This is a genomic window from Kitasatospora mediocidica KCTC 9733, assembly GCF_000744225.1.
In the GTDB taxonomy this organism is placed as follows: Bacteria; Actinomycetota; Actinomycetes; order Streptomycetales; family Streptomycetaceae; genus Kitasatospora; species Kitasatospora mediocidica.
In genome coordinates, this window is the sequence record NZ_JQLN01000004.1 from 1,046,756 (window position 1) to 1,071,021 (window position 24,266).

1 protein-coding gene is annotated in these 24,266 nt (G+C 73.1%); it reads right to left on the bottom strand.

The genetic code is table 11. The annotated features are described in order from the left end of the window. On the bottom strand, positions 1-24,243 hold the full coding sequence (locus BS80_RS44070) for a type I polyketide synthase (protein ID WP_051966491.1): 24,243 nt from the start codon (positions 24,241-24,243) through the stop codon (positions 1-3). Positions 24,244-24,266 lie beyond the last annotated feature (23 nt).

The following is a 24,266-nucleotide window of genomic DNA, read 5'->3' on the forward strand; positions in this document are numbered from 1 at the left end:
TCAGCTCCGGCCGAACCTCTTGTCGATGAAGTCGAAGAGCTCGTCGTCACTGGCCTCTTCGAGCACGCTCGCCCCGGCCTCGTCGGACGCCCGTCCGACGTCGTTCCACTTGGTCAACAGCGACTGCAGCCGCACCGCGATGCGGGAGTGGCCCGCCTCGTCCTCGACGACCGAGGCGAGATCGCCCGGTGCCAGCGAGGCGAGGGTGCTCTCCAGCCGCTCCAGCTCGGCCAGGACGGACGGTCCGGCCTCCGGCGCGGGCGGCGCCACCTCCAGGCGCAACTGGCGCGCGAGCGCCGACGGCGTCGGGAAGTCGTAGATCAGCGTGGCCGGCAACCGCAGAGCGGTCGCGGCGTTCAGGCGGTTGCGGAGCTCGACCGCGGTGAGCGAGTCGAAGCCCAACTCCTTGAACGCCTGCTCGGCGCCGACCAGGTCCTTCGACGCGTAGCCGAGGACCTCGGCCACCTGCCGGCGCACCAGGTCGAGCACCATGCGCTCCTGCTCGGCCTCCGCCAGACCCGCCAGCCGCTCGGCCAGCGTCTCGGCGCCGGCCGGGGTCCCGGCCGTCACCTCGGTCCGGCGGCTCTCCACAGCCCGGCGTGCGGGGGTCCGCACCAGGCCCCGGAAGAGCGGCAGTCCGCCGCCCTGCGCGGAGGAGCGCAGCGCGGCCAGATCCAGCCGGATCGGCACCAGCACCGGCTCGCCGACCGCACGGGCCGCGTCGAACAGAGCCAGCCCCTGCGCCGCGGCGAGCGGGAGCACCCCGCCACGGGCGACCCGGTCGAGGTCGGCCGCGCCGAGCCGGCCGGCCATCCCCCGCTCCTCGGCCCACATGCCCCAGACCAGCGAGAGCCCGGCCAGGCCGTGCGCGCGCCGGTGCCCGGCGAGGGCGTCCAGGAAGACGTTCGCCGCCGAGTAGCTGCCCTGTCCCGGGCTGCCCAGCGTGCCGGCCGCCGCGGAGAAGAGCACGAAGGCCGCGAGGTCCAGACCGGCCGTCAGCTCATGGAGGTTGACCGCCGCGTCGACCTTCGGACGCATCACCCGGTCGAGGCGCTCCGGCGTCAGCAGGTCGATGACACCGTCGTCCAGGACGCCGGCGGCGTGCACCACCGCCGTCAGCGGGTGCGCGGGGTCGATGCCGGCCAGCAGCGCGGCCAGTGCCTCGCGGTCGGCCGCGTCGCAGGCGGCGACCGCTACCTCGGCGCCCAGGGCGTGCAGTTCGCCGGTCAGCTCGGCCATGCCGTCGGCGGCCGGGCCGCGCCGGCTGACGAGCAGCAGGTGCCGTGCGCCGTGCTCGGTCACCAGGTGGCGGGCCATCAGCCGGCCCAGACCACCGGTGGCACCGGTGATCAGGACGGTGCCGGCCTCGTCGATCCGCGCGACCGGGGTCTGCGCGGGTGCGGCCGCTGCCGGGACCCGGGCGAGACGGGGCGCGTACGCCCGGCCGGCCCGGAGCGCCAGCTCGGGTTCACCCGAGGCCAGCGCCCCGGCGATCGCCGCGAACGAGGCCTCCCCGTCGATGTCCAGCAGGACGAACTGCTCCGGGTTCTCCGCCTGCGCCGCGCGCAGCAGACCCCAGAGCGGTGCGTGCACCAGGTCCACGGCCTCGGCGTCCCCGGCCGCGGTGACGGCGCCCCGGGTGACGAGCACCAGGCGCGCCGAGCCGGGCCGGTTGCCGCCCAGCCAGTCCTGGAGCAGGAGCAGGGCCCGCTGTGCGGCGTCGTGCACCTCCGCGGCGAGGTCGGTGCCCGCGCCGCCGTCCGCCGCCGTGGCGGTGACCCGGTCCGTGAGGAAGGGCACCAGCACGGTGGCCGGCTCGGTCCGGCCGATGGCGACGGCCAGCCCCAGCGCGTCGAGGTCGTCGTACGCCTCGGCCTGCGCTCCGGCGGTCCGGAGCCCGACGGCCAGCTTCAGGTCGTCGGTCCCGAGGACGGCGTACTCGCCCGTGGCGGGCGCCACCGAGGTCGGCAGCTCCGTCCAGTCGATCCGGAAGAGCGAGTCGTGGAACGCGGCCGACACGTCGGCCGTCGACGCCGCAGGAGTGCCCGCGGCCACCGCCTGGGTCGCCAGGGAGTCGACGGAGGCGACGGGCGCACCCGTCTCGTCCGCCAGCAGGACGCGGACCGCGCCCGCGTCGGCCCGCGTCAGCCGCACGCGCAGCGCCGAGGCGCCGACCGCGTGCAGCGTCACGCCGCTCCAGCTGAGCGGCAGCCTGGCGAACTCCGTTGCGGGGATCTCGCTTTCGTCCCCGCTGCCGAGCGGCAGCAGGTGCAGCGCGGCGTCCAGCAGCGCCGGGTGCAGAGCGAAGCGCTCGGCGTCCGGCTGCTGCGCCTGGGCGAGGCAGACCTCCGCGAAGACCTCGTCCTCGCGCCGCCAGGCGGCCCGCAGGCCCTGGAAGGCGGGACCGTGCACGAGGCCGCTGCGCGCCGTGCGGTCGTAGAGCTCGTCGACGTCGACGGCCGTGGCGCCGACGGGCGGCCACACCGACAGGTCGGCGGACGGCTCGGACTGGTCGGACCCGCCGGCCAGCACGCCGGTGGCGTGGCGCGTCCACGGCAGGTCGGTCCGGGTGCCGTCGGCGGCCTTCGACCCCCGCTCGGGGCGGGAGTGGAGGGCCAGTGCGCGGCGACCGGAGTCGTCCGGCTCCGCGACGGAGACCCGCAGCTGGACACCACCGCGTTCCGGCAGCACCAGCGGCTCCTCCAGGGTGAGCACCTCCACCAGGTCGCAGCCGACCTGGTCGCCGGCCCGGACGGCCAGCTCCACGAAGGCCGCGCCCGGCAGCACCACCGTGTCGGCCACCGCGTAGTCGGCCAGCCAGGGGTGCGTCTGGAGGGACAGCCGACCCGCGAACAGGAACGCCTGCGAGTCGGGCATTTCCACCGCCGCGCCGAGCAGCGGGTGCGCGGCCGAGCCGAGGCCCATCGAGGCGACCTCGTCCATGGTCAGCACGGCGTCGACCCAGTAGCGCTCGCGCTGGAACGCGTAGGTGGGCAGGGTGACCCGGCGGGCGCCGGTCCCGGCGAAGAACGCCTCCCAGTCGATCTCCGCACCCCGGGCCTGGACCCGGGCCACTGCGGTGGTCAACGCCTCCGCCTCCGGCCGGCCCTTGCGCAGCACCGGCACGAACGCGTGCTCGTCACCCGTGACGCACTCCTGCGCCAGCGCGGAGAGCACACCGTCCGGGCCCAGCTCGACGAACGTCGTGACGCCCTGGGCTTCGAGGCTGCGGACACCGTCCAGGAAGCGCACGGCCTCGCGGACGTGCCGGACCCAGAAGTCGGCGGAGCCGACTTCGCCGGTCAGGTTGGAGACGATCGGGATCGCCGGGGCGTGGAACGTCAGGCCCTCGACGACCTCGCGGAACGCGTCGAGCATCGGCTCCATCAGCGGCGAGTGGAACGCGTGGCTGACGGTGAGGCGCTTGGACTTGCGACCGGCCACGACGGCCAGGACCTCGTCCTCGTCACCAGCGATCACCAGCGAGTTCGGACCGTTCACGGCCGCGATGCTCACCCGCTCGGTGAGCAGCGGCAGCACCTCGTCCTCGGTGGCCTGGATCGCCACCATCGCGCCACCGGAGGGCAGTTCCTGCATCAGACGGCCACGGGCGGCCACCAGCGTGCAGGCGTCCGCGAGTGAGAGGACGCCCGCGACATGCGCGGCGGCGATCTCACCGATCGAGTGACCCGACAGGAAGTCCGGCCGCAGGCCCCACGCCTCAACGAGACGGAACAACGCCACCTCGATGGCGAACAGCGCCGGCTGGGTGAACTCCGTCCGGTTCAACGCCTCGGCGTCCTCGCCGAACAGCACGTCCCGCAGCGGCCGTTCGAGGTGCGCGTCCAAGTGGGCGCAGACCTCGTCCAGCGCGTCGGCGAACACCGGGTAGGCGTCGTACAGTTCACGCCCCATCCCCAGCCGCTGGCTGCCCTGGCCGGTGAACAGGAACGCCGTCTTGCCACCGGCCACCGTCCCCCGCACCAGACCGGAAGCCGCCGACTCGCCTGCGGCCAGCGCCTCCAGGCCCCTCAGCAGCTCGTCGCGACTGTCGGCAGTCACCACCGCACGGTGGTCGAGCAACGTGCGCGTCGTCGCCAGCGAGTAGGCGACGTCGGTGGCACCCGAGCTTGCGTCGGTCTCCAGGTGGGAGCGCAGGCGCGCGGCCTGGTCCCTGAGCGCGGCCTCGGTCCGGCCCGACAGGACCCACGGCACGGTCGGCAGCTCCGCCGCCGGAGTGGCGGAGTCGGTCTCGGCCGCCGGGGCCTGCTCGATGACGGTGTGGGCGTTGGTCCCGCTGATGCCGAAGGACGAGATGCCCGCGCGGCGCGGACGGCCGGTCTCCGGCCACGGCGTCGCCTCGGTCAGCAGCGCGATGTCGCCGGCCGTCCAGTCGACGTGCGGGGTCGGCGCGTCCACGTGCAGCGTCTGCGGGAGCACGCCGTGCTGCATCGCCAGCACCATCTTGATGATGCCCGCGACACCTGCGGCAGCCTGGGTGTGACCGATGTTCGACTTGATCGAGCCGAGCAGCAACGGCCGGTCCTGCGGCCGGTCCTGGCCGTAGGTGGCCAGCAGCGCCTGGGCCTCGATCGGGTCACCGAGCTTGGTGCCCGTGCCGTGCGCCTCGACCGCGTCCACCTCGGCGGCGGACAGACCCGCACCGGCCAGCGCCTGGCGGATCACCCGCTGCTGGGACGGGCCGTTCGGGGCGGTGAGGCCGTTGCTCGCGCCGTCCTGGTTGACGGCGCTGCCCTTGACGATCGCGAGCACCGGGTGCCCGTTCCTACGGGCGTCGGACAGCCGCTCCACGAGCAGCATGCCCACGCCCTCGCCCCAGCCCGTGCCGTCGGCGGCGGCCGCGAAGGCCTTGATCCGGCCGTCGGCGGCCAGACCGCGCTGCTTGCTGAACTCGACGAACGCGCCCGGCGTCGACATGACGGTCACGCCGCCGGCCAGCGCGAGCGAGCACTCGCCGCTGCGCAGCGCCTGCACCGCCCAGTGCAGAGCCACCAGCGAGGACGAGCAGGCCGTGTCCACCGTGACCGCCGGCCCCTCCAGGCCCAGCGCGTAGGAGACCCGGCCAGACATCACGCTGGCCGCGTTGCCGGTGCCGAGGAAGCCCTCCGAGCCTTCCGGCGAGGACAGCACCAGGGAGAGGTAGTCCTGACCGTTGGTGCCCGCGAAGACGCCGACCTGCTGACCGCGCAGGGTCACCGGGTCGATGCCCGCCCGCTCGAACGCCTCCCACGATGTCTCCAGCAGCAGCCGCTGCTGCGGGTCCATCGCCAGCGCCTCACGCGGCGAGATCCCGAAGAAGCCCGGGTCGAACCCTGCGGCGTCCGTCAGGAACCCGCCCTCCCGGACGTACGAGGAGTTGTCGCCCTCGGACTCCGGGTCGAAGAGTGCGTCGACGTCCCAGCCACGGTCGGCCGGGAACCCGGCCACAGCGTCCCCACCCGTTGCGAGCAGCTGCCACAGCTCCTCCGGGGTGCGGACGCCGCCGGGGAAGCGGCAGCTCATCGCGACGATCGCGATCGGATCGTCGTCTAGCACCGCCGACGGCACCAGCACCCCGGCACCCGCCAGGTCCTCCGGCCCGGTGATCTCCGTGCGGAGGAAGCCGGCCAGCGCCGACGACGTCGGGTAGTCGTAGACCAGCGTGGCCGGCAGCCGCAGCCCGGTCACGGTGTTCAGGCGGTTGCGCAGTTCGACGGCGGTCAGCGAGTCGAAGCCCAGCTCCTTGAACGAACGGCCCGCCTCGACGGCGTCCGCACCGGCGTGCCCGAGGACGTCTGCGACGGCGGAACGCACCGTCTCCAGCAGCACCCGCTCACGCTCCACTGCCGACAGGCCCACCAGCCGGCCCGCGAGCGTCCCGGCGTCGGCGTCGGCGTCGACGGCCGTCGGCGCCAGGGCGCTCCTCGGGGCCGTCCGCAGCTCGGACAGCTCCGCCAGCAGGGGGCTCGGCCGCGACGCGGTGAAGCCTTCGGCCAGGCGCACCCAGTCGACGTCGGCGACGGTCACGACCGTCTCGTCCAGGTCCAGCGCCCGCTGAAGTGCCGCGATCGCCAGGCCGGCCGCCATCGGCGGCACACCGCCACGGCGCATCCGCGCCTCCAGCGCCTCGTCCGCCGCCATGCCCGAGCCCGCCCACGGGCCCCACGCGACGGACGTCGCGGGCAAGCCGTCGGCGCGGCGCTGCTCGGCCAGCGCGTCCAGGAACGCGTTCGCCGCAGCGTAGTTGCCCTGACCCGCCGCACCCACCGTGCCGCTGATCGAGGAGAACAGGACGAACGCCGACAGGTCCATCGCCCGCGTCAGCTCGTCCAGGTTGACCGCAGACTGCACCTTCGCGCGCAGCACCGTCGCGAAGCGCTCCGGCGTCAACGCGTCCAGCACGCCGTCATCCAGGACGCCCGCCGCGTGCACCACCGCAGTCGGCGGGAACTCCGCCAACAGACCAGCCAGCGCCTCACGGTCAGCCACATCACACGCGGCGACCGTCACCCGACCGCCCAGCGCCTCCAACTCATCGCGCAACTCCAAGGCACCGGGCGCCTCCAAGCCCCGACGGCTCGTCAGCACCAGGTGCTCGGCACCGGCGGCGAGCAGCCAACGCGCCACCTCGGCGCCCAGCGCACCCGTACCACCCGTCACCAGCACCGAACCCGCGCCCGGCACCCACGCACGACCTGCCGCACCGGCAGCAGCGGCACGGACCAGACGACGGCCGAACACCCCCGACGCACGAACCGCAACCTGATCCTCACCCGAGCCCGCCAGCACGCCCACCAGACGCTCCAACGCCCGACCGTCCAGCACCGCCGGCACATCGACCAGACCACCCCAACGCTCCGGGTGCTCCAACCCCACCACACGACCCAGACCCCACACCGAAGCCTGACCCGCATCCGGAACAGCATCCGAACGGCCCACCGACACCGCACCCGAGGTCAGCACCCACAACGGGCCGCCGACACTGACGTCACCCAGCGCCTGCACCACGCTCAACACGCCATCCAGGCCAGCACCCGGCAGCAACACCACACCCGCCACCGGACCATCCACCGACGCCCGCAGAGCCTCACCCACGCTGAACCGGTCGCCCGACACCTCGACAACCCTCACCTCAGCACCACGACCAGCCAGAGCATCCGCCACCTCCGACGACGCCTGACCAGCAGCCAGCACCAACCACACACCCGACAGGCCACCACCGGCAGACCCCGCCGACAGCGGCTTCCACGTCACCCGGTAGCGCCAACCCTCCACCACCGACCGCTCACCCTGCACCCGACGCCACGCCGACAACGCCGGCAACAGCGTCTCCAGCGCCCCTTCACCCGCAACATCCAACGTCGACGCCAACGAAGCGAGATCCCCACGCTCCACGGCATCCCAGAAACCCGCGTCCACCGAGTCCGCGACCGCCTCCTCGGCGGCCTCCGCCCAGTACCGCCGGCGCTGGAACGCGTAGGTGGGCAGGGTGACCCGGCGGGCGCCGGTCCCGGCGAAGAACGCCTCCCAGTCGATCTCCGCACCCCGGGCCTGGACCCGGGCCACTGCGGTGGTCAACGCCTCCGCCTCCGGCCGGCCCTTGCGCAGCACCGGCACGAACGCGTGCTCGTCACCCGTGACGCACTCCTGCGCCAGCGCGGAGAGCACACCGTCCGGGCCCAACTCGACGAACGTCGTGACGCCCTGCGCTTCGAGGCTGCGGACACCGTCCAGGAAGCGCACGGCCTCGCGGACGTGCCGGACCCAGAAGTCGACGGAGCCGACTTCACCGGTCAGGTTGGAGACGATCGGGATCGCCGGCGCGTGGAACGTCAGGCCCTCGACGACCTCACGGAACGCGTCGAGCATCGGCTCCATCAACGGCGAGTGGAACGCGTGACTGACAGTCAGACGCTTGGACTTGCGACCGGCCACGACGGCCAGAACCTCGTCCTCGTCACCAGCGATCACCAACGAGTTCGGACCGTTCACCGCCGCGATGCTCACCCGACCGGTCAGCAGCGGCAGCACCTCAGCCTCCGTCGCCTGCAACGCCACCATCGCGCCACCGGCGGGCAGTTCCTGCATCAGACGGCCACGCGCGGCCACCAGCGTGCAGGCATCCGCGAGCGAGAGAACGCCCGCCACGTGCGCGGCAGCAATCTCACCGATCGAGTGACCGGACAGGAAGTCCGGCCGCAGGCCCCACGCCTCAACGAGACGGAACAGCGCCACCTCGATGGCGAACAGCGCCGGCTGGGTGAACTCCGTCCGGTTCAGGATCTCGGCGTCCTCGCCGAACAGCACGTCCCGCAGCGGCCGTTCAAGGTGCGCGTCCAAGTGGGCGCAGACCTCGTCCAGCGCGTCGGCGAACACCGGGTAGGCGTCGTACAGTTCACGCCCCATCCCGAGCCGCTGGCTCCCCTGCCCCGTGAACAGGAACGCCGTCCGGCCACCGGCCACCGCGTCCCGCAGCACACCGGCCGTCGGTTCGTCGGCGGCCAGGGCGGCCAGACCGCGCAGGAACCCGTCGCGGTCGTCGGCCACCAGCACCGCACGGCGCTCAAGCGCCGCCCGTCCGGTGGCCAGCGAGTAGGCCACATCAGCAGAGTCCAGCTCCGGGTTGGCCACCAAGTGGGAGCGCAGGCGGGCGGCCTGGTCCTTGACGGCTGCCTCGGTCCGGCCCGACAGCACCCATGGCACGGAAGGGAGTTCAGCCACCGGAGCGACGGTGGTCCCGATCTCGGCCACCGGCGCCTGCTCGAGCACGGTGTGCGCGTTGGTGCCGCTCACGCCGAAGGACGAGACGGCGGCCCGGCGCGGACGGCCGGTCTCCGGCCAGGCCCGCGCCTCGGTCAGCAGCTCGACCGCGCCGGCCGTCCAGTCCACGTGCGGGGTCGGCGCATCCACGTGCAGCGTCTGCGGGAGCACGCCGTGCTGCATCGCCAGCACCATCTTGATGATGCCCGCCACACCCGCCGCCGCCTGGGTGTGCCCGATGTTGGACTTGACCGAGCCGAGCAGCAACGGCCGCTCGGCGTCACGGTCCTGGCCGTAGGTCGCCAGCAGCGCCTGGGCCTCGATCGGGTCACCCAGCGTCGTGCCGGTGCCGTGCGCCTCCACCGCGTCGACCTCGCCGGTCGACAGTCCGGCACTCGCCAGCGCCTGCCGGATCACCCGCTGCTGCGAGGGACCGTTCGGGGCCGTGAGGCCGTTGCTCGCACCGTCCTGGTTGACGGCCGAGCCACGCACCACCGCGAGCACCGGGTGCCCGTTGCGCCGCGCGTCCGACAGCCGCTCCACGAGCAGCATGCCCACGCCCTCGCCCCAACCCGTGCCGTCGGCACCGGCCGCGAAGGCCTTGATCCGGCCGTCGGCGGCCAGACCGCGCTGACGGCTGAACTCCACGAACGCGCCCGGCGTCGACATGACGGTCACACCGCCCGCCAGCGCCAGCGAGCACTCACCGTTGCGCAGCGCCTGCGCCGCGAGGTGCAACGCGACCAGCGACGACGAGCAGGCCGTGTCGACGGTGACCGCCGGGCCCTCCAGGCCGAAGGTGTAGGACAGCCGGCCCGAGACCACACTCGCCGAGTTGCCCGTGCTCATGAACCCGTCGCCGCCGTCCGGCGTGCTGAGGACGAGGGACAGGTAGTCCTGACCGTTCGTCCCCGCGAAGACGCCGGTCCGGCTGCCGCGCAGGCTCACCGGGTCGATGCCCGCCCGCTCGAAGACCTCCCACGAGGTCTCCAGCAGCAACCGCTGCTGCGGGTCCATCGCGACGGCCTCACGCGGCGAGATCCCGAAGAAGTCCGGGTCGAAGTCGCCGGCGTCGTAGACGAAGCCGCCCTCACGGGCGAACGCGGCGTCCTGCGTGACGGCCTGCGGGTCGAAGAACGACTCGCGCTCCCAGCCACGGTCGGTCGGGAAGGCGGAGATCGCGTCCTCGCCACCGGCCAGCAGGCGCCAGAGGTCCTCCGGCGACCGGACGCCACCGGGGAAGCGGCAGCTCATCGCGATGATCGCGATCGGGTCGTCGTCCACCGCCACCGCCACCGGTCCGGTGACGGCGTCCTGCTCACCGAGCAGCTCGGCGAGCAGGTGCTCGGCGAGCGCCAGCGGCGTCGGGTAGTCGTAGATCAGCGTCGTCGGCAGCCGCAGTTCGGTCGCCGCGTTCAGGCGGTTGCGCAGTTCGACCGCAGTGAGCGAGTCGAAGCCCAGCTCCTTGAACGCGCGGGTCGCCTCGACGGCGTCCGCACCGGCGTGCCCGAGGACGTCCGCGACGGCGGAACGCACCGTCTCCAGCAGCACCCGCTCACGCTCCGCCACCGCCAGGCCCGCGAGCCGGCCCGCGAGCGTCCCGGAGTCAGCAGCCCCGGCGGTCGGCGCCAGAGCGCTCTCCCGCGTCTTCCGCACCTCTGCGAGGCCGGACACCAGCGGGCTCGGCCGCGACGCCGTGAAGCCCGGAGCAAACCGCTCCCAGTCGATGTCGGCGACGGTCACGGACGTCTCGTCCAGGTCCAGCGCCCGCTGAAGTGCCGCGATCGCCAGGCCGGCCGCCATCGGCGGCACACCGCCACGGCGCATCCGCGCCTCCAGCGCACCGTCGGCCGCCATGCCCGAGCCCGCCCACGGACCCCACGCGACGGACGTCGCGGGCAGACCCTCAGCGCGACGCCGCTCGGCCAGCGCGTCCAGGAACGCGTTCGCCGCAGCGTAGTTGCCCTGACCGGCCGTGCCGACCGTCCCCGTGATCGAGGAGAAGAGGACGAACGCCGAGAGGTCCAAGTCCCTGGTCAGTTCGTCCAGGTTGACTGCGGACTCGACCTTCGCGCGCAGCACGGAGGCGAAGCGCTCCGGCGTCAGCGCGTCCAGCACGCCGTCGTCCAGCACACCGGCCGCGTGCACCACCGCAGTCGGCGGGAACTCCGCCAACAGACCCGCCAGCGCCTCACGGTCAGCCACATCACACGCGGCGACCGTCACCCGACCGCCCAGCGCCTCCAACTCCGTCTGCAACTCGACCGCGCCCGGCGCCTCCAGACCCCGACGGCTCGTCAGCACCAGGTGCTCGGCACCAGCCGCGAGCAGCCAACGCGCCACCTCGGCACCCAGCGCACCCGTACCACCCGTCACCAGCACCGAACCCGCGCCCGGCACCCACGCACGACCTGCCGCACCGGCAGCAGCGGCACGGACCAGACGACGGCCGAACACCCCCGACGCACGAACCGCAACCTGATCCTCACCCGAGCCCGCCAGCACGCCCACCAGACGCTCCAACGCCCGACCGTCCAGCACCGCCGGCACATCGACCAGACCACCCCAACGCTCCGGGTGCTCCAACCCCACCACACGACCCAGACCCCACACCGAAGCCTGACCCGCATCCGGAGCACCATCCGAACGGCCCACCGACACCGCACCCGCCGTCAACACCCACAACGGGCCGGCCACGCTGACGTCACCCAGCGCCTGCACCACACCCAGAACACCATCCAGGCCAGCACCCGGCAGCAACACCACACCCGCCACCGGACCATCCACCGACGCCCGCAGAGCCTCACCCACGCTGAACCGGTCGCCCGACACCTCGACAACCCTCACCTCAGCACCACGACCAGCCAGAGCACCCGCCACCTCGGACGACGCCTGACCCGCAGCCAGCACCAACCACACACCCGACAACCCACCACGAGCCGCAACACCAGCCAGCGGCTTCCACGTCACCCGGTAGCGCCAACCCTCCACCACCGACCGCTCACCCTGCACCCGACGCCACGCCGACAGAGCAGGCAGAGCCGCTCCCAACGAAAGGTCGGGGTCAAGCTCAAGCTCGGCCGCGAGCGCCTTCAGATCCCCGCGCTCCACCACATCCCAGAAACTCGCGTCCACCGAGTCCGTGGCTGCGGCACCCTCCCGCACGTCCTCCACGGCCTCGACCCAGAACCGCTCCCGCTGGAACGCGTAGGTCGGCAGCTCGACGCGCTGCGCACCGGTTCCGGCGAAGAACGCCTCCCAGTCCAGTGCGACGCCCCGGACATGGGCCCGCGCCACGGCGGCGATCAGCGCCTCGGACTCCGAGCGGCCGGCCCGCACCGCTGGGACGAAGGCCCGGTCGGCCTCCGCCAGGCAGTCCTGCGCCAACGCGGTCAGCACACCGTCCGGACCCAGCTCCAGGAACGTCGTGACGCCCTGCGCCTCCAACGCCCGCACACCGTCCAGGAACCGGACCGCCTCACGCACATGCCGCACCCAGAAGTCGGCCGAACCGACTTCCTCCGCCGACACCACAGCACCCGTCAGGTTCGACACGATCGGAATCTCCGGAGCCTGGAACGTCAGCCCCTCCGCCACCTCACGGAACGCGTCAAGCATCCCGTCCATCAACGGCGAGTGGAACGCGTGGCTGACGGTCAGACGCTTGCTCTTGCGACCCGCGAAGCCGGCCGCGACAGCCAGGACCTCGTCCTCGTCACCAGCGATCACCAGCGAGTTCGGACCGTTCACGGCCGCGATGCTCACCCGACCGGTCAGCAGCGGCAACACCTCCGCTTCCGTCGCCTGCAACGCCACCATCGCACCACCGGACGGCAGTTCCTGCATCAGACGGCCACGAGCAGCCACCAGCGCACACGCATCCGCCAGCGACAGCACACCAGCCACATGCGCGGCAGCGATCTCACCAATCGAGTGACCCGACACGAAGTCCGGCCGCAGACCCCACGCCTCCACCAACCGGAACAGCGCCACCTCCACCGCGAACAACGCCGGCTGAGTGAACTCCGTCCGGTCCAGCAACTCCTTGTCCTGCCCGAACAGCACATCCTTCAGCGGCAGTTCGAACTCCGCACACACCGCGTCCAACGCAGCCGCGAACACCGGGAACGCCTCGTACAGCTCACGCCCCATCCCCAGCCGCTGACTCCCCTGGCCCGTGAACAGGAAGGCCATCCGGCCGCCGACGATCGCGCCCTCGGTCGCGCCGCCCTCGGCCAGCGCCTCCAGGCTCTTCAGCAGCTCGGCACGGTCCTGGCCGACCAGGACCGCACGGTGCTCGAAGGCGGAACGTCCGACGGCCAACGAGTAGGCGACATCGGGCAGTCGGACGTCCGACTCGGTGGTCAGGTACGCACGAAGCCGGTCGGCCTGGGCCCGCAGGCCCGCCCCACCCTTGGCCGACAGGACCAGCGGCACGGCCGGGAGTTCCGCCGCCGGAACGACGGTCCCGGTCTCGGCCACGGGTGCCTGCTCAAGGACGGTGTGCGCGTTGGTCCCACTGAACCCGAAGGACGAGACAGCGGCCCGGCGCGGACGCCCGGTCTCGGGCCAGGCCCGCGCCTCGGTCAGCAGCGCGATGTCGCCCGCCGTCCAGTCGACGTGCGGGGTCGGCGCGTCCACGTGCAGCGTCTGCGGCAGCACGCCGTGCTGCATCGCCAGCACCATCTTGATCACACCAGCCACGCCCGCCGCCGCCTGGGTGTGCCCGATGTTGGACTTGACCGATCCGAGCAGCAACGGCCGCTCGGCGTCACGGTCCTGGCCGTAGGTCGCCAGCAGCGCCTGGGCCTCGATCGGGTCACCCAGCGTCGTGCCGGTGCCGTGCGCCTCCACCGCGTCGACCTCGCCGGTCGACAGTCCGGCACTCGCCAGCGCCTGCCGGATGACGCGCTGCTGCGACGGCCCGTTCGGGGCCGTCAGGCCGTTGCTGGCGCCGTCCTGGTTGACGGCCGAGCCACGGACCACCGCGAGCACCGGGTGCCCATTGCGCTGCGCGTCCGAGAGCCGCTCCACGAGCAGCATGCCGACACCCTCGCCCCAGCCCGTGCCGTCGGCACCGGCCGCGAAGGCCTTGATCCGGCCGTCGGCGGCAAGACCGCGCTGACGGCTGAAGTCGACGAACGCGCCCGGGGTCGACATGACGGTCACGCCGCCCGCCAGTGCCAGCGAGCATTCGCCGTTGCGCAGCGCCTGGATCGCCCAGTGCAGAGCCACCAGGGACGAGGAGCAGGCCGTGTCGACCGTGACGGCCGGGCCCTCCAGGCCGAAGGTGTAGGACAGCCGGCCCGAGACCACACTCGCCGCGTTGCCGGTGCCCATGTGACCCTCAAGGCCCTCGGGTCCGTTCAGCAGCAGGGAGAGGTAGTCCTGACCGTTAGTGCCGACGAAGACGCCGGCCTGGCTGCCGCGCAGGGTGGCCGGGTCGATGCCGGCCCGCTCGAACGCCTCCCACGAGGTCTCCAGCAGCAGGCGCTGCTGCGGGTCCATCGCCAGCGCCTCACGCGGCGAGATCCCGAAGAACGCGGCGTCGAAGTCACCGGCCTCGTAGAGGAATCCGCCCTCCTGGACGTACGAGGTGCCCTCGACCTCCGGGTCCGGGTTGTACAGCGCCTCCAGGTCCCAGCCACGGTCCATCGGCATGGCCGACATGGCGTCGCCGCCGGACACGAGCAGCTGCCAGAGGTCCTCCGGCGACTCGACGCCGCCCGGGAAGCGGCAGCTCATCGCGACGATCGCGATCGGGTCGTCGTCCACGGCCACCGCCACCGGTCCGGTGACGGCGTCCTGCTCACCGAGCAGCTCGGCGAGCAGGTGCTCGGCGAGCGCCAGCGGCGTCGGGTAGTCGTAGATCAGCGTGGCCGGCAACCGCAGCGCGGTCACGGCGTTCAGGCCGTTCCGCAGCTCGACGGCGGTGAGCGAGTCGAAGCCGATCTCCCGGAACGCCCGCGCGGCCCCGACCTCTTCGACGTCCTCGTGACCGAGAACGCCGGCGACGTGGGTACGCACCAGGTCCAGCAGCGCACGCTTGCGGCCCGCCTGGGGCAGGCCGAGCAGGCGTTGAGCCAGCGCGGACGCCGACTCGACGGCCGCCGACTCGACATGCCCGGCTCCGTCGCGGGCGCCGGGACGGCGCGCCTCGACGAGGTCGGCCAGCAGCGGGCTCGGCCGCGCGGCGGTGAAGCCCGGGCCGAACCGCTCCCAACCGATGTCCGCGACGGTCACGGCCGTCTCGTCCAGGTCAAGCGCCCGCTGAAGCTCACGGATCGCGAGGTCGGCCGCCATCGGCGGCACACCGGCACGACGCATCCGCGCCTCCAGCGCACCGTCGGCGGCCATGCCGGAGCCCGCCCACGGGCCCCACGCGACGGACGTCGCGGGCAGACCCTCGGCGCGACGCCGCTCGGCCAGCGCATCCAGGAACGCGTTCGCCGCAGCATAGTTACCCTGACCCGCTGCACCCACCGTGCCGGCGATCGAGGAGAACAGGACGAACGCCGACAGGTCCAAGTCCCTGGTCAGCTCGTCCAGGTTGAGCGCCGCATCCACCTTCGCGCGCAGCACCGTCGCGAAGCGCTCCGGCGTCAACGCGTCCAGCACGCCGTCGTCCAGCACACCGGCCGCGTGCACCACCGCAGTCGGCGGGAACTCCGCCAACAGGGCCGCCAGCGCGTCACGGTCAGCCACATCACACGCGGCGACCGTCACCCGGCCGCCAAGCGCCTCCAGCTCATCGCGCAACTCGACCGCGCCGGGCGCCTCCAGACCACGACGGCTCGTCAACACCACATGCTCGGCGCCAGCGGCGAGCAGCCAACGCGCCACCTCGGCACCCAGCGCACCCGTACCACCCGTCACCAGCACCGAACCCGTGCCCGGCACCCACGCACGACCCACCGCACCAGCAGAGGCACGGACCAGACGACGGCCGAACACCCCCGACGCACGAACCGCAACCTGATCCTCACCCGAGCCCGCCAGCACGCCCACCAGACGCTCCAACGCCCGACCGTCCAGCACCGCCGGCACATCGACCAGACCACCCCAACGCTCGGGATGCTCCAACCCCACCACACGGCCCAGACCCCACACCGAAGCCTGACCCGCATCCGGAACAGCATCCGAACGCCCGGTCGAGACCGCACCCGAGGTCAGCACCCACAACGGGCCGCCGACACTGACGTCACCCAGCGCCTGCACCACGCCCAGAACACCGTCCAGGCCAGCACCCGGCAGCAACACCACACCCGCCACCGGACCATCCACCGACGCCCGCAGAGCCTCACCGACACTGTGGCGGTCCCCCGCCACCTCGACAACCCGCACCTCGGCACCAGCACCGGCCAAAGCATCCGCCACCTCCGACGACGCCTGACCAGCAGCCAACACCAACCACACACCCGACAACCCACCACGAGCCGGGCTCTCGGCCAGCGGCTTCCAGGAGACCTGGTAGCGCCAACCCTCGACAGCGTTGCGCACCGGCTCTTCCGGCCAGTAGCGCCGACGCTGGAACGCGTACGTCGGCAGATCGACGCGCTGCGCACCGGTTCCGGCGAAGAACGACTCCCAGTTCGGTGCGAATCCGCGCACCTGCAAGCCGGCCAGCGCGGCCGTCACCGTCTCGGTCTCGGGACGGCCCTTACGCAGCGCCGAAACGAAAGCGGCGTCGGCGTCGCCGGTGACGCACTCCTGCGCCAGCGCGGTCAGCACACCATCCGGACCCAGCTCCAGGAACGTCGTGACGCCCTGCGCCTCCAACGCCCGCACACCGTCCAGGAACCGGACCGCCTCACGCACATGCCGCACCCAGAAGTCGGCCGAACCGACTTCCTCCGCCGAGACCACAGCGCCGGTCAGGTTCGACACGATCGGGATCTTCGGAGCCTGGTAGCTCAGCCCCTCCGCCACCTCACGGAACGCGTCAAGCATCCCGTCCATCAACGGCGAGTGGAACGCGTGGCTGACGGTCAGCCGCTTGCTCTTGCGACCCGCGAAGCCGGCCGCGACAGCAAGGACCTCGTCCTCGTCACCAGCGATCACCAGCGAGTTCGGACCGTTCACGGCCGCGATGCTCACCCGCTCGGACAGCAGCGGCAGCACCTCCGCCTCCGTCGCCTGCAACGCCACCATCGCACCACCGGCGGGCAGTTCCTGCATCAGGCGACCGCGAGCGGCCACCAGCGTGCAGGCATCCGCGAGCGACAGAACGCCCGCGACGTGCGCGGCAGCGATCTCACCGATCGAGTGACCCGACACGAAGTCCGGGCGCAGGCCCCAGGATTCGACGAGGCGGAAGAGCGCCACCTCCACCGCGAACAACGCGGGCTGGGTGAACTCCGTCCGGTTCAACGCCTCGGCGTCATCACCGAACAGCACATCCTTCAGCGGCAGTTCAAGCTCGGCACACACCGCATCCAACGCACCCGCGAACACCGGGAACGCGTCATACAGCTCACGCCCCATCCCCAGCCGCTGACTCCCCTGGCCCGTGAACAGGAACGCCATCCGGCCGCCGGCCACTGCACCGACGGTGCTGCGGCCCTCGGCCAGCGCCTCCAGGCTCCGGGTGAGCTGGGCCATGTCCTGGCCGAGCAGGACGGCCCGGTGTTCCAGGGCGGACCGGCTGGTGGCGAGGGAGTAGGCGATGTCGAGCGGGCGGTGGGCGGCGGCGGTGTCCACGTAGGCGCGCAGGCGCTGGGCCTGGGCGCGCACGGCGGCCTCGCTGCGGCCCGACAGGGCCCACGGGAGAACCGGGAGAACCGTCTCGGGCTCGACGGCGACCACGGCGGCGACCGCCGCCGGCTCCGGCGCCTGCTCGATGATGGCGTGCGAGTTGGTGCCGCTGTAGCCGAAGGAGGAGACGCCCGCGCGACGCGGGCGCCCGGTCTCCGGCCACGGCCGGGCCTCGGTCAGCAGCTCGATGTCGCCGGCCGTCCAGTCCACGTGCGGGGTCGGCTCGGCGATGTGCAGCGTCTTGGGCAGCACGCCGTGCTGCATGGCGAGCACCATCTTCATGATGCCGACGGCGCCCGCGACGGCCTGGGTGTGGCCGATGTTCGACTTGACGGAGCCGAGCCAGAGCGGCTGGTCCGCGTCGCGGCCCTGGCCGTAGGTGGCCAGCAGGGCCTGGGCCTCGATCGGGTCACCGAGCGTGGTGCCGGTGCCGTGCGCCTCGACGACGTCCACCTCGGCGGCGGACAGGCCGGCGTTGGCCAGCGCCTGCCGGATGACGCGCTGCTGCGAAGGGCCGTTCGGTGCGGTCAGGCCGTTGCTGGCACCGTCCTGGTTGATGGCGGTGGCGCGCAGCAGGGCGAGCACCGGGTGACCGTTGCGCTGCGCGTCGGAGAGCCGCTCGACCAGGAACATGCCGACGCCCTCGGACCAGATCGTCCCGTCCGCGTCGGCGGAGAACGCCTTGATCCGGCCGTCGGCGGCCAGGCCGCGCTGGCGGCTGAACTCGGTGAAGGCACCGGGCGTGGACATCACGGTGACGGCGCCGGCCAGCGCCATCGAGCACTCGCCCTGGCGCAGCGCCTGTGCGGCGAGGTGCAGAGCGACGATCGACGAGGAGCAGGCGGTGTCGACGGTGAGGGCGGGGCCCTCCAGGCCGAAGGTGTAGGAGAGCCGGCCGCTGGCCACACTCGCCGCGTTGCCGGTGCCCAGGTGTCCTTCCAGGCCCTGGGCGTCGTTCAGCCAGAGGGTCAGGTAGTCCTGCTCGTTGGAGCCGACGTACACGGCGGTCTTGCTGCCGCGCAGCGTCGCCGGGTCGATGCCGGCGCGCTCGAAGGCCTCCCAGGACGTCTCCAGCAGCAGGCGCTGCTGCGGGTCCATCGCCAGTGCCTCGCGCGGCGAGATCCCGAAGAACGGCGCGTCGAAGTCAGCGACGTCGTGCAGGAAGCCGCCCTCGCGGGTGTAGCTGGTGCCCTCGCGGTCGGGGTCGTCGCTGTAGAGGGCGTCGAGGTCCCAGCCGCGGTCGGCCGGGAAGGGCGTGATGCCGTCCTCGGCGGCGACCAGCAGGCGCCAGAGGTCCTCGGGGGACTGGATGCCGCCGGGGAACCGGCAGCTCATCGCCACGATCGCGATCGGGTCGTCGTCGGAAGCGGTGATCACGCGGTCGGGGACGATGACCGCGGCCTCGTCGCCGACGATCTCGGTGCGCAGGTAGCCGGCCAGCGCGAGCGCGGTGGGGTAGTCGAAGACCAGGGTGGCCGGCAGGCGCAGCCCGGTCACGTCGCCGAGCAGGTTGCGCAGTTCGACGGCGGTCAGCGAGTCGAAGCCGAGCTCCTTGAACGCCCGTCCCTCCTCGACGAGTTGCGGACCGGCGTAGCCCAGCACGGCTGCCACCTGGGTGCGCACCAGGTCCAGCAGCAGCCGGTCCCGCTCCACCTCGTCGAGCCCGGCCAGGCGCTGGGCCAGCGCCGACTCCCCGGTACCGGCGGCGGCGCCTGCCGTGCGCCGGACGGGCACCCGGACCAGTCCGCGCAGCAGCGGCGCGATCGTTCCGGCTGCGGCCTGGGCGCGCAGCGCCATGGTGTCGACCCGCATCGGGGCCAGCGCCGCCTCGTCCACCGCGACGGCCAGGTCCAGCAGGGCGAGGCCCTCGGCCGGCGAGAGCGGCGGCAGGCCCGCGCGCCGCATCCGGCTGACGTCGGCCTCGTCCAGTCCGCCGGCCATGCCCGAACCGCCCCACAGGCCCCAGGCCAGCGAGGTCGCGGTCAGGCCCGCGGTCCGTCGGCGCACCGCCAGGGCGTCCAGGAACGCGTTCGCGGCGGCGTAGTTGCCCTGTCCCGGTCCGCCGAAGACACCCGAGGAGGAGGAGAACAGCACGAACGCCGCGAGGTCCAGGTCCCGCGTCAGCTCGTGCAGGTTCCAGGCCGCGTCGACCTTCGGGCGCATCACGCGGTCGAGCCGCTCGGGGGTGAGCGAGCCGATCACGCCGTCATCCAGCACACCGGCCGTGTGCACCACGGCGGTCAGCGGGTGTTCGGCGGGGACCGACGCCAACAGCGCGGCCAGCGCGGCCCGGTCGGCCAGGTCGCAGCCGGCCCAGACGGTTTCGGCGCCCAAGGCGGCGAGTTCGTCGGACAGTTCGGACGCGTTCTCGGCGGCGGCACCGCGACGGCTGACCAACAGCAGCCTGCGGACGCCGTGTTCGGTCACCAGGTGCCGGGCGACCAGGCCGCCCAGCGTGCCCGAGGCACCGGTGACGAGCACCGTGCCGTCGAGGTCGGAGGCGCCGAACAGACCGGTGCGCGCGGCCGGTTCGGCCGCCACCGGCACCCGGGCCAGGCGCGGCGTGCGGACCGCGCCCGCGCGGATCGCCACCTGGTCCTCACCGGAGGCCAGCGCCGACGGCAGCGCGGCCGCCGAGACGTCCTCGCCGTCGAGGTCCAGGAGGACGAAACGGCCCGGGTTCTCGGACTGCGCGGAGCGCAGCAGGCCCCACACCGCGGCGTGCGCCAGGTCGTCGACCGGCTCACCGGGCGCGGCGGCCACCGCGCCCGAGGTCGCGAAGACCAGGCGGGCGTCGGCGAACCGGTCGTCGGCCAGCCAGGCCTGCACCAGCCCGAGCGCCCCGGCGGTGGCGTGGCGCACCGCGTCGGCGAGAGCGTCGGCGCCCTCAGCGGCCCGAGCGCGCTCAGCGGCCTCCGCACCCTCAGTGATCTCTGCGGTCGGCGCGACCAGGACGCAGTCCGGCACGGCCGCCCCCGCGTCCACGGCGGCGGCCAGCGCGGCGAGGTCGGCGAACTCCTCGGCCCGCAGCGCGGCCGGGGCCAGGCCCCGCGCCTGCGGACCGACGACGGCCCAGCGCAGCGCCGAACCGTCCGGGTCACCGGTCAGGTCGGCCCACTCCAGGCGGAACAGCGACTCGTGGTACGCCGAGCGCGCGGCATTCACCTGCTCCGCCGACACCGGGCGCAGCACGAGCGAGTCCACCGCCGCCACCGGAGCACCGCCTGCGTCGGCGATCTCGATCCGCACGCCGTCGGCACCCTTCGGCGCCAGCCGGACGCGCAGGGCGGCGGCGCCGCTCGCGTGCAGCGACACGCCGCTCCAGACGAACGGCAGCCGCCCCCGGCCCTCGGTGCCGACCAGGCCCAGCGCGTGCAGGGCGGAGTCGAGCAGAGCCGGGTGCAGGCCGAACGCCTGCGCGTCGGCGACGGCGGTCTCGGGCAGCCGGACCTCGGCGAACACCTCGTCGCCCAGGCGCCAGGCCGCCGTGAGGCCGCGGAACACCGGGCCGTAGTCCAGGCCGACGTGGGCGAGGGTCTCGTACAGGTCCTCGACATCGGCCGTACGGGCGCCGGCCGGCGGCCACTCGGTGTGGGAGAACGAGGCCTGCGGCGCGCCCGAGCCGAGCACACCGCCGGCGTGCCGGGTCCACGGCTCCTCGGCCGGCGCGCCCTGGAGCTGGGACAGCAGGGCGAACGAACGTCGCCCGGCGCCGTCCAGCGGGCCCAGCACGATCTGGAACCGGACGGCTCCGCGCTCGGGCAGGATCAGCGGGGCTTCCAGGGTCAGCTCGTCCAGGTAGTCGCAGCCGACCTGGTCGCCGGCCCGGATCGCCAGCTCGACGAACGCCGTGCCGGGGAGCAGCACGCTGCCCATCACGACGTGGTCGGCCAGCCAGGGGTGGGTGTCCACCGAGAGCCGACCGGTGAACAGGAACCCGTCGCTGTCGGCGAGCGGCACGGCCGCGCCCAGCAGCGGGTGGTCGGCCGATTCGAGGCCGGCGGCGGTCACGTCACCCGTCGGGGTGCCGGCCTCCAGCCAGAAGCGCTGCGGCTGGAAGGCGTAGGTGGGCAGCTCGACGGTGCGGGCACCCGTGCCCGCGAAGACCTGCGCCCACTCCACCGCGACGCCCCGCACATGGGCCCGCGCGACGGCGGCAACCAGCGACTCGGCCTCCGGCCGACCCTTGCGCAGCACCGGGACGAAGGCGTGCTCGTCACCCGTGACGCACTCCTGCGCCAGTGCGGAGAGCACACCGTCCGGGCCCAGCTCGACGAACGTCGTGACGCCCTGCGCTTCGAGGCTGCGGACACCGTCGAGGAAGCGCACGCCCTCGCGGACGTGCCGGACCCAGAAGTCGGCGGACGTGACCTCGCCGGTCAGGTTGGAGACGATCGGGATCGCCGGGGCGTGGAACGTCAGGCCCTCGACGACCTCGCGGAACGCGTCGAGCATCGGCTCCATCAACGGCGAGTGGAACGCATGGCTGACGGTCAGACGCTTGGACTTGCGACCGGCCACGACGGCCAGGACCTCGTCCTCGTCACCAGCGATCACCAGCGAGTTCGGACCGTTGACGGCGGCGATGCTCACCCGACCGGTCAGCAGCGGCAGCACCTCGTCCTCGGTGGCCTGGATCGCCACCATCGCACCACCGGCGGGCAGTTCCTGCATCAGACGGCCACGCGCGGCCACCAACGTGCAGGCATCCGCGAGCGACAGCACACCCGCCACATGCGCGGCGGCGATCTCACCGATCGAGTGCCCGGACAGGAAGTCCGGCCGCAGACCCCACGCCTCAACCAGGCGGAAGAGCGCCACCTCCACCGCGAACAACGCGGGCTGGGTGTACTCCGTCCGGTCCAGCACCGCAGCGTCCTCGCCGAACAGCACATCCTTCAGCGGCAGTTCGAGCTGCGCACAGACCTCGTCCAACGCAGCCGCGAACACCGGGTAGGCGTCGTACAGTTCACGCCCCATCCCGAGCCGCTGGCTGCCCTGGCCCGTGAACAGGAAGGCGAGCTTCCCGGCCACCGGCGAGCCCTGGACCAGGCCGGGCGCAGCGACGCCCTCGGCCATGGCGGTCAGCCCGGCCAGGAAACCGTCCCGGTCGCCCGCGAGGAGCACGGCGCGGTGGTCGAAGGTCGCGCGGGTGGTCGCCAGCGCGTAGCCGACGTCGGCGAGCGACAACTCGCCCTGGCCGACGAGGTGTTCGCGCAGACGCTCGGCCTGCGCGCGGGCGGCGTCGGCGCCGCGTCCGGAGAGCACCCAGGGGAGCACCGGCGGCAGCGCGGCGGCCGGCGCGGTGTCCGGCGTGGTCGGCTGCGCGGCCGGCTCGTCCTGCGGCGCCTGCTCGATGATGGTGTGCGCGTTGGTCCCGCTCACGCCGAACGCCGAGACGCCCACCCGGCGCGGCCGGCCCGTCTCGGGCCAGGCCCGCGCCTCGGCGAGCAGCGAGACCTCGCCCGCCGTCCAGTCGACGTGCGGGGTGGGCTCGTCCACGTGCAGGGTCTTGGGCAGCACGCCGTGGCGCATCGCCATGACCATCTTGATGATGCCCGCCACGCCCGCGGCGTTCTGGGTGTGGCCGAGGTTGGACTTCAGCGAGCCCAGCCAGAGCGGCTGCCCCTCGGGGCGGTCCTGGCCGTAGGTGGCCAGCAGGGCCTGGGCCTCGATCGGGTCACCCAGCGTGGTACCGGTGCCATGTGCCTCCACCGCGTCGATGTCGGCGGGGGTCAGCCGGGCGTTCTCCAGCGCCTGGCGGATGACGCGCTGCTGTGCGGGTCCGTTGGGCGCGGTGAGGCCGTTGCTGGCGCCGTCCTGGTTGACGGCGCTGCCCTTGACGACCGCGAGCACCGGGTGCCCGTTGCGCCGCGCGTCGGAGAGCCGCTCGACGAGCAGGACGCCGACGCCCTCGCCCCAGCCGGTGCCGTCCGCCGCCGCCGCGAAGGACTTGCAGCGGCCGTCGGCGGCCAGCCCGCGCTGGCGGCTGAACTCGACGAAGACGTCCGGACTGGCCAGCACCGTCACGCCGGCCGCCAGCGCGAGCGAGCACTCGCCGTTGCGCAGCGCCTGCACGGCGAGGTGCAGGGCGACCGAGGAGGACGAGCAGGCGGTGTCGATGGTGGCTGCCGGGCCTTCGAGGCCGAAGACGTAGGCCAGCCGGCCGGAGACGACGCTCGACGCCGTCCCGGTGAGCAGGTGGCCCTCGACGCCCTCCGGCAGGTCGTTCTGGCCCGCGCCGTACGCCTGGGCGGACGCGCCGACGAAGACGCCGGCCCGCGAGCCCCGCACGGTCGCCGGGTCGATGCCGGCCCGCTCGAACGCCTCCCAGGACGTCTCAAGGAGCAGCCGCTGCTGCGGGTCCATCGCCAGCGCCTCGCGCGGCGAGATCCCGAAGAAGCCGGGGTCGAAATCGGCGGCGTCGTGCAGGAATCCGCCCTCGCGGGCGTAGAAGGTGCCCGCGTGGTCGGGGTCCGGGTCGTAGAGCGACTCGATGTCCCAGCCCCGGTCGGTCGGGAAGCCGGAGACGGCGTCCTGCCCGCCCGCGACGAGCTGCCAGAGGTCCTCCGGGGAGCGCACTCCGCCGGGGAAGCGGCAGCTCATCGCGACGATGGCGATCGGTTCCCGGGACGCCTCGGTGAGCTGGTGGTTCTGCCGTCGAAGCCGGTCGGTCTCCTTCAGCGAGGCCCGCAGCGCTTCAACGATCTTCTCGTTGGGGGTTGTCATCATGTACTCCGAGCTTGGGCTGC

Bases quoted from the DNA above. Each gene is read 5' to 3' on its own strand.
- BS80_RS44070 (WP_051966491.1), bottom strand. From the start codon at position 24,243: ATGACAACCCCCAACGAGAAGATCGTTGAAGCGCTGCGGGCCTCGCTG.